The following is a 12,771-nucleotide window of genomic DNA, read 5'->3' as shown; positions in this document are numbered from 1 at the left end:
CTACGAGAGCGCGGTGGAGACGAGCGCGTCGTACGCGACCTCGTAGGCGTCGGCGACCGCAGCGGGGTCGCGTCGGGCGTCGCTCGCGAGCGCGGGCAACGCGACGGTCGCTTCGGGCTCGCAGTGCTCGAGGACGTCGCTCGCGGTCTCCTCGAGGCGACCCTGGCGGGCGCTGCCGCCGACGACCGACCGCGCTTTCAGGTAGCGGTCGCCGTCGTAGACGCGAGCGCGCCCCGGGTCGACGACGCCGACGGCGTCGAACCCGACGTCCGAGAGCGGGACCGCGACGTCGCCGTAGGATTCGACGACCGCGCGGTCCCGAGCGCGGACGGCCTGGGCGACCGCCTCCAGTGCTCTCGCGTGCAGGTCGCGCATGACGTCGTTGAACGCCGACACGGAGTCCACGCGAACCGCGTCCGCGAGCGGCAGGCTGGACGCGGCGGACGCGGGGAGGTCCGCGTCGGCGTGCACGACGTACTCGTCGGTGCCGTCGACGGTCACGCGGTCCAGCACGAACTCGCGGTGGCTCGCGCCCAGGAGGCCGCTTCCCCCGCCGGCGCTCGGCCGCCAGAGCCGATGCAGTGGGTTGATGGCTTCGGGCGTGACCGCGTCGGCGCTCGCCGCGGCGAGGCGTCTCGCGTCCTTCCCGAACATGCGGCCGTCGCTGGTGGCACGCTGGTAGTCGTCGTGGTCGAACCAGTAGTCGTTCCCCGCCCGCGGCTTGAACCCGGTCGCGTCGACGTGCTCGCACAGTCCCGTGGAGAACGTCGTCTTCCCCGCGTCGACGCGGTCGCCGCCGGCGACGAGCAGCCTCATTCCGCGTTCTTGACGCCGTAGTACCCGGGTTCGTCGTCGCTCTGGGGTTCCGCGATGACGAGGTCGTCGCCGTTGTACACGATCCACGGGATCGCCCAGTCGAGGAGCACCGCCTCGGTGGATTCCTCGAGCGCGGCGTCCGCGTCGAGCCCCTGCATGAGGCGCGCGATCTCGTAGAGCGTGTACATCTGGTCGGGTTCGAGCAACTTCTCGGGCGTCGGGAAGTCACACGGCAGAAGTTCGTCGAAGTCGTCCTTCGGAACGGGCATACCCCTCGATTGGGTGACGGGCGTCGTAAACCAACTGGTCTCCGACGGCACACGCACGCCTCCGCCGCGACCTTGGATACGAAAGGTCTCGACGGCGCTCGGGCGGGACGCGTCGAGCACGGGCCGAATCGCTTTTGTTCCGTGACTCGGATTTCGCATCTAACGATGGTCTCGGTCACAGAAACGTACCTGATACTCCTCATCGGGTCGACGCCGTTCATCCTCGCAGCATTGAACAAGGTCCTGAACAACCTGCATCGACGCGGGTCCCGGCCGCTCGCTGCGCTCCTCGTCGGCACGCTCGTGTGGATGCTCTCCGCGCTCGCCGTCGAGGTCGCGCCCTCGTTCCGCGTGGGACTGTACGCGAACCGCATCCAGTACTTCGGTATCACGGTGGTTCCGGCGGCGTTCCTCCTGTTCGCGCTCGCGTACGTCGACCGCGAGGAGTTCGTGAACCGGTACAGCGTCGGACTGCTGTCGCTCGAACCGCTCGCCGCCATCGCGCTCGTGTGGACGAACCGCAGTCACGACCTCTGGACCGCGGGCGGCGTCGTCCGGAAGGGCGCGACGTACGTCTCCGACGGCGCGCAGGTGACGTGCGACGCCGTCATCTGCTTCGGTGACAGCGGGCAGGCGTTCGTCGCTCACACGTTCTACTCGTACGCCATCCTCCTGGCGGGCGCGGTCCTCGTCCTGTCGCGGCCGCTGCGGTCGTCCGCGGTGCCTCGCGGCCAGGCGGTGTCGATGGCCGTCGCGGTGTTCGCGCCGCTGGCCGCGAACGCGCTGTCGCTGTTCGTCCTCCCGAACGGGTTCCCTGACCTGACGCCGATCGCGTTCGGGGTGTCCGGCGTCGCCATCGCCGTCGGCCTCTACCGCTACTCGCTCGTCGAGACCGACGCGCTCACCGGCGCCGCCGGCATCGACGAACGGGACGGCGGCGCGGTCGTCGTCGACGACACGTCGGTCGCGGACCTGAACGTCGAAGCCGCGAAGGTCCTCGGCGTGGACGCGGACACCGCGGTCGGCGCCCCCGTCGAGGAGGCGTTCGCCGGACAGTCGGTCCTGCTCGACGCGCACCGGGACGACCCGCACTCGGTCGCTGACGAGACCGTCTCGGACCCGATCTCCGGCGAGACCTACGAGGTGACCGTCGAGACCGTCGAGCCCGACGGCACCCCGCGAACGGGCTGGGTGTACGGGTTCGAGACGACGGAGTGACCGAGTGCTAGGCGCGACCGCTGGTCGGTCGTGGGCGTCGCGAAGAAAATGCGGTGATGTGTTCGACTCGTCGAGTTGGGACGCGACTTACTCGTGCTTGCTGACCGTGTTCTGGTACTGCTTGGCGACGTTGTCCCAGTCGATGACGTCGAAGAAGCCGTCGATGAAGCTGCCGCGGTCCGGGCCGTAGTCGTAGTAGTACGAGTGCTCCCAGACGTCGCAGGCGAGGATGGGGTGGCTGCCCCAGAGCGCGCCCTGGTCGTGCTTGTCGACCTTGACGTTGCGAAGCTGCTTCGCGACGGGGTCGTAGACGAGGAGCGCCCAGCCGCCGGCGGCGCCGGCTGCGGCCTCGAACTCGCCCTTCCAGCCCTCGTAGGAGCCGAAGTCCTCCTCGATGCGTGCGCGGAGGTCGCCCTCGGGTTCGCCGCCACCGTTGGGGTCCATGTTCTCCCAGAACAGCGTGTGGAGGTAGTGTCCGGACCCGTTGTGCGTGACGTTACCGATGGCGCCCGCGGACGAGGAGAAGTCGCCGGATTCGCGGTTCTCGGCGAGTGTCTCTTCGGCGGCCTGGAGACCGTTCACGTAGCCCTGATGGTGGGTGTCGTGATGCCACGTGAGGACCTGTTCGCTGATGGACGGTTCGAGCGCGTCGTAGTCGTACGGAAGGGGCGGCAGTTCGGGGTTTGAATGTTCAGACATGAAGTCTCACCTCGTGCGAATATATCTCGCGTGAGCTACTTAACCGTTTAGCAGAGGTATGCTAGCACGTGGCGCACAACGGCGTGCCATCGCGATGGGGTACCACCGACTCGTGGGGAACTCACCGCGAGCCCGGGCCGACTGCGGTCGGCGTGGGGTCACGCGGCGAGTGCGACGACGAGGAGGACGAGTCCGTAGTTCGCGTCGCGCAGCAGGCAGACCCGGGCGTCGTCCCGGCCGGTGTCGACGCACCTCGTGACGCCGACGGAGGCGACGGTCGCGACGCCGAAGACGACGCCGACGGCGACGGGGAGGACGCCGGTCGCGGTGGCGGTGGCGTAGGCGGCGAGCGCGGTCGCGTCGACGGCGTACAGGAACCGGCGCGTGCGTGCGGTCCCGAAGACGACGGGGAGCGTCCGGACGCCTTCGGCGCGGTCGCCGGTGACGTCGCGGACGTTCCGGACCTCGAACGCGACCGCGGTCTGGACGAGGTAGAACGCGAACGCGACGCCGGCGGTGGCGGTGAACGCGCCGTCGACCCAGACGATGGGGAGTGCGACGGTCGGGAGCGCCCAGCTGACGGCGACGAGGAGCGTGCTCGCGCCGAGGACGTCCTTGAGACGGCGGTCGACGACGGGGAGCCGGACGCTGTAGGCGACGGCGGCGACGGCGGGGAGGAGCGTGAGCGCGAGCGCGAGCGGGCCGGCGGTCGCGGCGAGCGCGAGCGCGAGGACGGTCGCGACGCCGGTTGCGACGGCGAGCTCGCGGCGGTAGCGGCCGACGAACCGTGCGCGTTCCGGGGCGTTCGTCTCGTCCTCGGCGTCCACGAGCTTGTTCGACGCGTATATCGCGAACGCCATCAGGCCCCCGACGGCGACGGCTGGCGACAGTGCGAGGTCCAAGAGGAGGACGACGGTGAGGACCTTCGCAGCGGCGACCGCGGCGTCGACGGTGGACGTGTGCACGAGCGCACTGGCGACGCCGCTCGGGGTGGGGAGGTCGAGGCTGGGGTGGCGGTGCTGGACGCGTTCACCATCGGTTGACATACCAAAACAAATCACCACCAGCTACTTAACAATTTCTTGAGTTAAGATGTTTCCATCTGGTTACCACGAACCGAAAACTGAACTCACTCCCCGATATCGAAAATACTGCCAGTTCCTGTTGAGTCACTGCTACGAACGCTCGTCTGGACGCGGTTCGGAACGCGACCCGGTCGGTCAGACGCCCCGGTCGACAGGAGACAGAAAGTGCGGTGAGACGCCGTCAGGCGTCCGGGTCGCCGTGACGCGGGAACCGCAGCGAGACGCCGTCCTCGGTCACGGTCGTCTCGCCGCAGAGCCGTTCGACGCCCCAGTGAACGAGCCAGCACGCCAGCTCGTCGGACGAACCCACGTCCACGGTGGCGTCCGCGTCGACGCCCTCCGTCAGCAACCGACGGTGCGTCGCGGACGGGGGCGCACCGGGGATGGAAAGCGTCACACTCACCGCGGTCTCGTCCACGACCTCGATGTCGACGACGATACCGGCGGCGTCGTCGCTCTCCGCCGCGTGCGTCGCCCCGAACCGGAAGAGCGCGCGGACCGTCGGCTCGAACAGCCCCTCGCAGTACGCCCACTCGCCCAGCGGCGCGTCGACGGTCACGTCCAGTTCGGGCGACGACTCCCGGACGGCGTCCGCCTCCGCCTGCACGACCGGAACCACGTCCACCGGCTCGAAGGACTCTCCGGCCTCCAGGAGCGCCTCGAACTCCTCGGCGACGTCCCCGACCGCGAGCGCGTTCTGCGCGTGCTCGCGGATCTCCGCGGTCGCCACGGCCTCCTTTTCGGACGCCGCCCGCGTCGCGCGCGTCGACACGACGCTCATCTCGTCCCGGAGCGTCTCACGGAGCACGCGATTCAGGACCTCCGTCCGGCGCTGTCGACGTAACTCCGGCGTCGCGTCGTGGAGCGTCACCACCCACCCCGAGTGCTTCCCGCGGGACGTCGTCACCGTCGACGCGGACACCTTCACGTGCCGGTCCTCGCCGTCGACGGACAGCGTCGCCGTCTCCGCGCCGAACGCCGCGAGCTCGTCCACCGTCGACGCCGTCGGCAGCACCGACTCCACCGACTGACCCTGGAGCGCCTCGGCGTCCTCGCCGAGCAGTCCCGCCGCAGTCCCGTTCGCCTCGAGGACGGTCCCCGTGACGTCCACCGTGAGGACGCCGTCGTCGAGTTCCGCGACCACGCGGTCGTCCGCGATACGCGTCGTCACCGGCCCGGACTCCAGGAACGAGAACCGTTCGAGGACGGCGAGAGCGACGACGCCGGACAGCACGAACGAGAACGGCGTGAGGTTCACCGTCGGCGCCCACGCGAACCCCAGCAGGTGCACGACCTGGACCGCGACCGGGATGAGCGTCGCCACGACGAGCGCACCCGCTTGCGTCCGATGCGGTGATTCCGGGTCGATGACGACCTCCGTGAGGAACCACAGCGCTCCCGCGAGCAGGAAGTACTGGTGCGCGAAGAACACCCAGAACCCCGCGTTGAGCGTCGAGGCGCCGAGGCCGCCGGCGGTTGCGAGCGACCGCTCAGCCCACATGAGGTGATGCATCGGATTCGTCCACACCGCGACGAGCGTCGCTACCGGGACGACGAGCAGGCCGGCGACGGACTGCCGCGTCACGAGGTTGTCTCGCCCGGTGTACTCGAGGACGAACACGAGCCACGCGACGGGCACGAAGACCGTGCCGAGGTACTCGATGCGGAGGAAGGTGAGGTACGTCGCGTCCGTGGTCGCGAACAACTGGAGCGCGTACGCCCCACACCATATCGTGATACATACCATCTCCGCGGTGAACGCCATCGCGCCGGGACGGTCGCGCGACCGATACGACCGGACCGCGATCGCGATCGCGACGGCGAGCGTCGCCGCGAGTGCGACCAACCACGTCACGGGCGGTACCTGCAGCATCACCGCGCCACCCCGGTTTCCATCCCACCCTGCATGTTAGTGACATCACTCGGCGCCCGCGTAAATATCTACCCGCCAACATGCATCGGCGTGGCCGCTTCCGAACTGCTGGCGGGAGTATCGACTCGCAGTCGGGTAACGCGGCGGTATCGACGCAGGGGGTTGGGCGAGCGGGACGCGGCGGTCACTCGCCGCGTGCGGACTTGTACATCGCGAGCGCCGCTTCGCGGCGGTCGCCGTGGTCGACGATGGGCGCGGGATAGTCGGGTGCGACGCGGTTCCGCTCGGAGAGCGACAGTTCGTGCCAGGAGTGTATCTGGTCGGGGTCGGCGTCACGGAGCTCGGGGACGTACTCGTGGATGTACTCGGCGTCGGGGTCGTAGTCCGCGCCCTGGGTCATCGGGTTGAAGATACGGAAGTACGGCTGGGCGTCCGTGCCCGTGCTCGCCGCCCACTGCCAGCCGCCGTTGTCGTTCGCGGTGTCGTGGTCGACGAGGTGCTCGCGATAATGGGCGTATCCTTCGCGCCAGTCTATCTGGAGGTCCTTCGTGAGGAACGAGGCGACGATCATCCGGACGCGATTGTGGACGTACCCCTCCTCGCGGAGCTGGCGCATCCCGGCGTCGACGATCGGGTACCCGGTCTCGCCGCGCTTCCACGCCGCGAGCTCGTCGGGGTCGTCGCGCCACGCGATCTCGTGCTCGTAGGTCTTGTAGTTCGACGACACCACGCGCGGGTTGTAGTGGAGGACGTGCGTGTAGAACTCGCGCCACGCGAGCTGGCTGCGGAACTCGGAGACGCTCTCGCGCGCGCTCTCGTCGTCGGCGAGGTCGCGTGCGGCGCGGACCTCCTCGTCGACCTCGCGGACGCCGATGGTCCCCCACTTGAGGTCGGCGGAGAGGTGGCTCGTGCAGTCGTCGGCGGGGTAGTCGCGGCGGTCGGCGTACGCGTAGACGTCCGCGTCGAGGAAGGAGAGCAGGCGGTCGCGCGCCGCGTCGGTCCCGGCGGTGGGGAGGTCGGCGGTCGCGTCCTCGAACCCGAGGTCGCCCTGGGTGGGGAGGTCGCCGGGGTCGACGTCGACGTCCGCGGGCGTCCAGAGCGCGTCCGCGTCCGGGGCGTCGTAGGGCGCCGCTTTCTCGCGGTCGCGCCACTTCTTCCAGAAGTACGTGTACACCTGGTAGGGGTCGCCGCCGTTCGTCGTGATGCTCCCGGGCTCGTGACAGATGGCGTCCTCGAAGTCGGCTCGTTCGAGGTCGGCGTCGGCGAGGGCGTCGCGGACGTCGGCGTCGCGCTCGCGGCCGAGTCCGGAGTGCGCGCGGTTCCAGACGACGCGCTCGGCGCCGACGTCGGTCGCGACGTCGACGAGGACCTCTCGTGGGTCGCCGCGACGCACGAGGAGGTCGCTGCCGCGTTCGCGGTAGTCCGCTCGGAGCGACTCGAGGGCGTCCAGCATGAACGCGACGCGGTTCGACGAGGCGTGCGCGAGGACGTCGTCGTCGAAGACGAACACGGGGACGACGGCGCCGCGGTCAGTGGCGCTCGTCGCCGCCGCCGACAGCGAGACGTTGTCGCTGCACCGCAGGTCGTCGCGGTGCCAGTGCAGTTGCATACGTCGCCCTCGGGGCCGTGGGGTACTGAGCGTGGTGCCAACAGGTTAGGGACTCGCGGGTCGCCGCCGTGGTCGCGTGGTCGCTCAGCTCCGGCGGTGTGGCGGGACGACGCGCTCCGTCTCCGGGGCGGCGAAGGGGTTCGTGCGGATGCCGGCGCCGAACCCGAGGAGTGCCGCGAGGACGAGGACGACCGCGCCGACGGGCGGGTAGACCGCGCCGATGCCGACGATGACGACGACGGTGGCGACCCCCCAGACGGCGTCGTCGTGCCCGAGCCGCGCGGCGACGAACTCGCCGAGCGCGACCAGTCCGATGCCCGTCCAGACGACCGCGATGCTCGCGAGCACGAAAAGGATGGGTGCGGCGAGCATCGACGCGACGTCGCTCCGGGTCGCGCCGTACCAGAGCGCGCCGACCGACCCGCCGAAGAGCCCGAAGACGACGGTTCCGAGGAACGTCGTCGTGATCGAGTGCCTACGTGCTTTCCGTGCGCCGCGTTCGCCGTACTCCGGGAACAGCCCGACGAGCGTGACCGCGAGGACGACGGTGCCCGCGACGACCGTCGCCGCTCGCGCCGCCGCCGGGAGCGCCCAGAACGCGTCCCAGTACCCCGCCAGTTCGAGGAACGGGTCGATACCTGTGTTGAGTGTGATTCCGTCCATCTTCCCCCTCTGGTTTAATCATGCCGCACTATCACTTAGTTGTGCGCGTTGAATATCACGAATTCATCGTATAGCGGTTGGTAATACAAAGCCCCTTGTGGGAGATTGGAAGCCGTGCTCGGCGGCGAGTCCCGGCTCCGTTCTCGACGGCGACGTCAGAAACGTCGTACAACGAAAGTAGCGTTGTCTAGCGGTACAGGCTCTCGATGGATGCACCACGAGACCGCCGGTCGCGAGCGAGGTCGCGGTCGCGTTCAGAGCGGGGCGTCGTCGACGATGCGATCAGAGCGGGGCGTCGCCGTCGATGATGCGTTGGGCGCGCTCGGCGAGCGCCGGCACGGTCTCGCGCATCTTCGGGTAGAGGGGGTCGTCGGCGTCGCCGCTGAGGTGGCGCGCGAAGAACATCTCGCCCAGGCCCGCGAGCTTGTAGACCGCGAGCGCGCGGTAGAACCGGTCGTGCTCGTACTCGTAGCCGGTCGCGTCCTCCCAGCGCGCGACGAGGTCGCCCCGGGTCGGATACTCCTCGTGCGCGAGGAACGCGGGGAAGAACTCGTCGGCGACCGTCTCCTCGTCGCCGGGGTCGCGCCAGAACGACAGCAGCCACCCGAGGTCCGTGCGCGGGTCGCCGAGCGTCGCCATCTCCCAGTCGAACACCCCCACCAGTTCGGGGGGCGTCCCGGGCGCGAACATCACGTTGTCGAGCTTGTAGTCGCCGTGCACGAGGCTATGGGGGTGCTCTTCGGGCGCGTGCTCCTGGAGCCACGCCATCACGTCGTAGAGCGCCTCGACCTCGCGCTCCTCGGCGGTGGTGTCGAACGCCCACATGAGCTGCTGGCTCCACCGCTCGACCTGCCGCTCGGCGAACCCCTCCGGGTGCCCGAACTCGCCGAGGCCGACCGACGCGGGGTCGACGTCGTGGATCGCCGACAGCGAATCCACGAGCTCCTCGCCGAGACGCTCGCGGTGCGCGCTCGTCGCGAACCGCTCCGGTTCGTCGTCGCGGATGACGTCGCCGTCGAGCTTCCGCATCAGGAAGAACTCCGCGCCCACGACCGACTCGTCCTCGCACGCGAGCACGGTCTCCGGGAGCGGCACCGGCGTGTCCTGCAGTGCGTCCATCACGCGGTACTCGCGCAGCACGTCGTGAGCCTTGTCCGCGGTCTCGCCAGCGGGCGGCCGCCGCAGCACGTACTCGTCGTCGCCATGCGTGACGAACAGCGTCTCGTTCGAGTGCCCCGCCCGATGCCGCGCGACCGAGAACGCGTCGACCGCGCCGAGTTCGTCGTCGAGGTACGCGCGGAGCGCGTCCTCGTCCACGAGCCGGTCCGCGTACGAATCCGTCATGCCCGAGGCGTCGGGACGGCGCGTCCTAAACCCTCGGCAAGCGGCAGGCACCGGTCGGTCGCAGCTCCCGTCGCCAGCGCACGCGCCCGAGCGTCCGTCGACGTTTGCGCGTTCCACGCCCTGCAATCCTGACGAACGATTTACACCCTGGTGCGTCGTACTTGCAGGTATGGGAACGAAACGCCGTCTCGCTGCCGGTATCGTGCTCGTTGGGGTCGCGGCCGCGGCGAGCGCGTTCGCCCTCCCCGACCTCCCCGAGCGGACCGCCATCCACTTCGGGCCCGGTGGAACGCCCGACAGCTACACCTCGCCGCTGTTCGCCGCTGCGTTCGTCCCCGCGCTGATGCTCGCGCTCCTCGGGCTCTTCGAGGGCGTCGTGCGCGTCGACCCGCTCCGGGAGAACCTCCGCGAGTCCGAGGGCGTCTACGACGCGCTCGTCCTCGCCACGCTCGCGTTCCTCGTCGTCGTCCACGCGCTCGTCCTCGCGTACAACCTCGGGTACGACGTCCCCATCACGGACGCCGCGTTCGTCGCCGTCGGCGTCCTGTACGTCGCGCTCGGCGCGGCGATGCGTCGCGTCGACCGGAACTGGATCGTCGGGTTCCGGACGCCGTGGACGCTCTCGGACGACGTCGTCTGGGAGCGCACGCACGCCGTCGGCTCGATAGCGCTCGTCCTCGCCGGCGTCGTCACGGTCGCCGGGACTCTCGCCCTGCCCGCGTACGGGGTCTGGTTCGTCGTCGGTACCATCCTCGCCGTCGTCGTCTTCACGTACGCGCACTCCTACGTCCTCTACCGCCGCCGGCACCCCGACGGCGAGTCGACGACGCCCTGAGTTCGGTCGCGGAAGCCGCTCGCTGGCGACGACGCCAGACGCGCAACGTACTTCTTCCCGGCCGGTCGACCGTCGACCCGTGCAACTCGTCGCTCACCGCGGGTTCGCTCGCGAAGCCCCCGAGAACACGCTCGCCGCGGTCCGGCACGCCGCCGACGCCGGCGCGAACGCCGTCGAGGTGGACGTCCGCGCCGCCTCGGATGGCACGCCCGTCGTCGTTCACGACGCGAGCGTCGACCGCGTCACCGACGCCACGGGCGCAGTCGCGGACTTCGACCCCGACGAACTCGCCGCACTGGACGTCCTGGCGTCGGGCGAGGGCGTCCCGACGCTCGCAGCCGTCCTCGACCGCGCGAGCGACCGTGGACTCGCCGTGAACGTCGAAGTGAAGGAGCCAGCGGTGGCGGACGCCGTCGTCGACGTCGTCCACGACGCCGCGTTGCCGACGACCGCGGTCTGGGCGTCGTCGTTCGACGCCGACGCGCTCTCGCGGGTCGCAGAGGCGAGCGCCACTGGGGCCGGGGGACCGATCGACACCGCGTACCTCTCGGGGACGCGCCGCGAGGACCCCGTCACCGTCGCTCGCGACCTCGACTGCACCGCCGTTCATCCCGCGTACGACCTCGTACTCGCCGGTGACCTCGTCGAGCGCGCACACGCCGCCGGCCTCGACGTCTACGCGTGGACGCTCGACAGCCCGTGGGTCGCGCGCGTCGTCGCGAACCGCGGCGTCGACGGGCTCATCAGCGACGTCGCGCTCGCCGAGTACCGCGGTCTGCCGTAGCGTTTGGCGGGGAACCGCGTCACCGCAGTTTCCCGTAGGACGCGTCGAGGTTGATGACGGGCTCGGGGTAGTCCTCGCCGAGGACGACGCCGTGGGCTTCCTGTTCGTCGGGCGTCAGCTTCCACGGCTCGTGGGCGTACTCCGGCGGGAGGTCGCGGAGTGCCGGACACCAGCGTTTGACGTAGTCCGCGTCCGCGTCGTATTGCTTCGCCTGCTTCACGACGTTGCAGTACGAGTCGCGGCCGTCGTTCCCGACCTGGCTCTGGTACGCCCAGTTCCCGTAGTTCGCGGCCGGGTCGTAGTCGACGAGCCTGGTCTCGAAGTACGCCGCGCCCTTCCGCCAGTCCACCCGGCAGTTGTTCGCGAGGAACGAGGCGACGTTCTGGCGGCCGCGATTGCTCATGAATCCCGTGGCGTTCAGTTCGCGCATGTTCGCGTCCACGAACGGGATGCCGGTCTCGCCGCGCTTCCAGGCGTCGAGCAGGCGGTCGTTGCCCGTCCACTGGATGTTCTCGCGTTCGCGGATGCCCTCGCGCCGGAAGTGCTGGCTGCCGTGTTTCGCGAACTGGAACTGGAAGAAGTCCCGCCAGAGGAGTTCGAACCCGAGCCAGTACGTCGAGTCGTTCGACACGCGCTCGCGCTCGTAGGCCTGAACCTCGCGGTGGACGTACCGCGGGCTGAGACAGCCGAGGTTGAGCCACGGGGAGAACTTCGAGGAGTAGTCCGCGCCGAGCAGGCCGTTCCGGGTGTCCTTGTACTGGCGGAGGCGGTCGCGCTGCCAGACGTACTCGCGGACGCGTTCGAGGCCGCGGGATTCCCCGCCGTCGAAGGGGAGGACGGCGCGTTCGTCCGTCGGCGCGACGGCGTCCCAGTCGCTCGCGTCCGCGACACCGAGGTCGCTCGGGTCGGGGAGCGTGCCGGCGTCGAGGTCGCCGTCCGCGAGCGCGCTCGGGACGCCGGGAAGGCCGGGTTCGCCGAGCGGGTCGCGGGGCTCGCAGTCGGGCGCGTGCTCGACGTCCTGCCGGAACGGCGTGAACGTGTCCGGGACGTCCTCGACGGGCATCGGGAGGTCCTCGGGGTGGTAGAGCGTCGACCCCCACCGCGGTTCGAGGCGCGTCCCCTCGGGGAGCGCCTCGCGGACGCGTTCGCGGACCGCGTGCTCCTCTGGCGTCGGGTAGCGCTCGCAGTACACGACGTCCGCGTCGACCGCGTCCGCGATTCGCGAGATGGCGCGAGCGGGGTCCTCGTGCGCGAGCGCGAGGTCGCTGCCCGCGTCCCGCAGGGACTCCCGGAGGTCCGCGACGCTCTCGGCGACGAACCGCGCTCTGCGCGCGCCCGTCTTCTCGAACGCGAACGACGCGGGGCCGCCGTACTCGCGTTCGCCGTACGTCTCGGGGTCGAAGACGTAGACGGGCAGGCACTCGCCGGCGCGAGCGGCGTGGGTCAGTGCGTAGTTGTCGTGGACGCGCAGGTCCCGTCGCGCCCACCAGAGGGCCGTCTCGATGTCGCTCATACCCAGGGTAACGGCCGCGAGGAGTAATGGAGGGAACCGAACCAGTTACCCATCCCGACGCCT

General features: G+C 69.8%; 12 protein-coding genes. 3 read left to right on the top strand and 9 right to left on the bottom strand.

What is annotated here, in order from left to right:
- Both ACZ48X_RS06720 and ACZ48X_RS06715 read right to left on the bottom strand, forming a co-directional pair.
- Positions 1-816 carry an ATPase gene (locus tag ACZ48X_RS06720; protein WP_336349880.1) on the bottom strand — a complete coding sequence of 272 codons (816 nt, stop codon included), beginning with the start codon at positions 814-816 and terminating at the stop codon, positions 1-3.
- Positions 813-1,085 carry a DUF5827 family protein gene (locus ACZ48X_RS06715; protein ID WP_336349881.1) on the bottom strand — a complete coding sequence of 91 codons (273 nt, stop codon included), beginning with the start codon at positions 1,083-1,085 and terminating at the stop codon, positions 813-815. The genes ACZ48X_RS06720 and ACZ48X_RS06715 overlap by 4 nt, the downstream gene beginning before the upstream one ends.
- A 165-nt stretch (positions 1,086-1,250) precedes the next feature.
- Between ACZ48X_RS06715 and ACZ48X_RS06710 the strand changes: the two genes are divergently transcribed.
- On the top strand, positions 1,251-2,303 hold the full coding sequence (locus tag ACZ48X_RS06710) for a histidine kinase N-terminal 7TM domain-containing protein (protein WP_336349882.1): 1,053 nt from the start codon (positions 1,251-1,253) through the stop codon (positions 2,301-2,303).
- An 87-nt stretch (positions 2,304-2,390) separates the two neighbouring features.
- On the opposite strand, the gene sod is transcribed toward ACZ48X_RS06710, so the two are convergent.
- The 6 genes from sod to ACZ48X_RS06680 form a co-directional block, all read right to left on the bottom strand.
- The gene (gene sod, locus ACZ48X_RS06705) at positions 2,391-3,002 is read right to left on the bottom strand and encodes a superoxide dismutase (protein ID WP_336349883.1); all 612 of its coding nucleotides are present in this window, start codon (positions 3,000-3,002) and stop codon (positions 2,391-2,393) included.
- Positions 3,003-3,160: 158 nt separating this feature from the next.
- A complete protein-coding gene (locus ACZ48X_RS06700; RefSeq protein WP_336349884.1) occupies positions 3,161-4,048 on the bottom strand; it encodes a UbiA family prenyltransferase in 888 nt (295 codons plus the stop codon).
- A 220-nt stretch (positions 4,049-4,268) separates the two neighbouring features.
- The gene (locus ACZ48X_RS06695; RefSeq protein ID WP_336349885.1) at positions 4,269-5,960 is read right to left on the bottom strand and encodes a histidine kinase N-terminal 7TM domain-containing protein; all 1,692 of its coding nucleotides are present in this window, start codon (positions 5,958-5,960) and stop codon (positions 4,269-4,271) included.
- 184 nt (positions 5,961-6,144) lie between these two features.
- On the bottom strand, positions 6,145-7,569 hold the full coding sequence (locus tag ACZ48X_RS06690; protein ID WP_336349886.1) for a cryptochrome/photolyase family protein: 1,425 nt from the start codon (positions 7,567-7,569) through the stop codon (positions 6,145-6,147).
- Between the two features lie 84 nt (positions 7,570-7,653).
- Positions 7,654-8,232: a hypothetical protein gene (locus ACZ48X_RS06685; protein ID WP_336349887.1), complete on the bottom strand. Its 579-nt coding sequence runs from the start codon at positions 8,230-8,232 to the stop codon at positions 7,654-7,656.
- Positions 8,233-8,514: 282 nt separating this feature from the next.
- A complete protein-coding gene (locus ACZ48X_RS06680; RefSeq protein ID WP_336349888.1) occupies positions 8,515-9,576 on the bottom strand; it encodes a phosphotransferase family protein in 1,062 nt (353 codons plus the stop codon).
- Positions 9,577-9,745: 169 nt separating this feature from the next.
- Between ACZ48X_RS06680 and ACZ48X_RS06675 the strand changes: the two genes are divergently transcribed.
- Positions 9,746-10,411 carry an SdpI family protein gene (locus tag ACZ48X_RS06675; protein WP_336349889.1) on the top strand — a complete coding sequence of 222 codons (666 nt, stop codon included), beginning with the start codon at positions 9,746-9,748 and terminating at the stop codon, positions 10,409-10,411.
- 79 nt (positions 10,412-10,490) lie between these two features.
- Positions 10,491-11,195: a glycerophosphodiester phosphodiesterase gene (locus ACZ48X_RS06670; protein WP_336349890.1), complete on the top strand. Its 705-nt coding sequence runs from the start codon at positions 10,491-10,493 to the stop codon at positions 11,193-11,195.
- A 19-nt stretch (positions 11,196-11,214) separates the two neighbouring features.
- Here the strand turns inward: ACZ48X_RS06670 and ACZ48X_RS06665 are convergent, their stop codons facing one another.
- On the bottom strand, positions 11,215-12,708 hold the full coding sequence (locus tag ACZ48X_RS06665) for a DASH family cryptochrome (protein WP_336349891.1): 1,494 nt from the start codon (positions 12,706-12,708) through the stop codon (positions 11,215-11,217).
- Positions 12,709-12,771: the final 63 nt, after the last annotated feature.

It is taken from the genome of Halorubellus litoreus (genome assembly GCF_055378595.1).
This window is presented reverse-complemented; position numbering and strand designations above follow the sequence as displayed.

What these genes read in the sequence shown, in the direction of transcription:
- ACZ48X_RS06695 (WP_336349885.1), bottom strand. Translation starts at nt 5,960, where the DNA reads ATGCTGCAGGTACCGCCCGTGACGTGGTTGGTCGCACTCGCGGCGACG.
- ACZ48X_RS06665 (WP_336349891.1), bottom strand. Translation starts at nt 12,708, where the DNA reads ATGAGCGACATCGAGACGGCCCTCTGGTGGGCGCGACGGGACCTGCGC.
- ACZ48X_RS06690 (WP_336349886.1), bottom strand. Translation starts at nt 7,569, where the DNA reads ATGCAACTGCACTGGCACCGCGACGACCTGCGGTGCAGCGACAACGTC.
- ACZ48X_RS06715 (WP_336349881.1), bottom strand. Translation starts at nt 1,085, where the DNA reads ATGCCCGTTCCGAAGGACGACTTCGACGAACTTCTGCCGTGTGACTTC.
- ACZ48X_RS06675 (WP_336349889.1), top strand. Translation starts at nt 9,746, where the DNA reads ATGGGAACGAAACGCCGTCTCGCTGCCGGTATCGTGCTCGTTGGGGTC.
- ACZ48X_RS06685 (WP_336349887.1), bottom strand. Translation starts at nt 8,232, where the DNA reads ATGGACGGAATCACACTCAACACAGGTATCGACCCGTTCCTCGAACTG.
- ACZ48X_RS06710 (WP_336349882.1), top strand. Translation starts at nt 1,251, where the DNA reads ATGGTCTCGGTCACAGAAACGTACCTGATACTCCTCATCGGGTCGACG.
- ACZ48X_RS06700 (WP_336349884.1), bottom strand. Translation starts at nt 4,048, where the DNA reads ATGTCAACCGATGGTGAACGCGTCCAGCACCGCCACCCCAGCCTCGAC.
- ACZ48X_RS06680 (WP_336349888.1), bottom strand. Translation starts at nt 9,576, where the DNA reads ATGACGGATTCGTACGCGGACCGGCTCGTGGACGAGGACGCGCTCCGC.
- ACZ48X_RS06720 (WP_336349880.1), bottom strand. Translation starts at nt 816, where the DNA reads ATGAGGCTGCTCGTCGCCGGCGGCGACCGCGTCGACGCGGGGAAGACG.
- sod (WP_336349883.1), bottom strand. Translation starts at nt 3,002, where the DNA reads ATGTCTGAACATTCAAACCCCGAACTGCCGCCCCTTCCGTACGACTAC.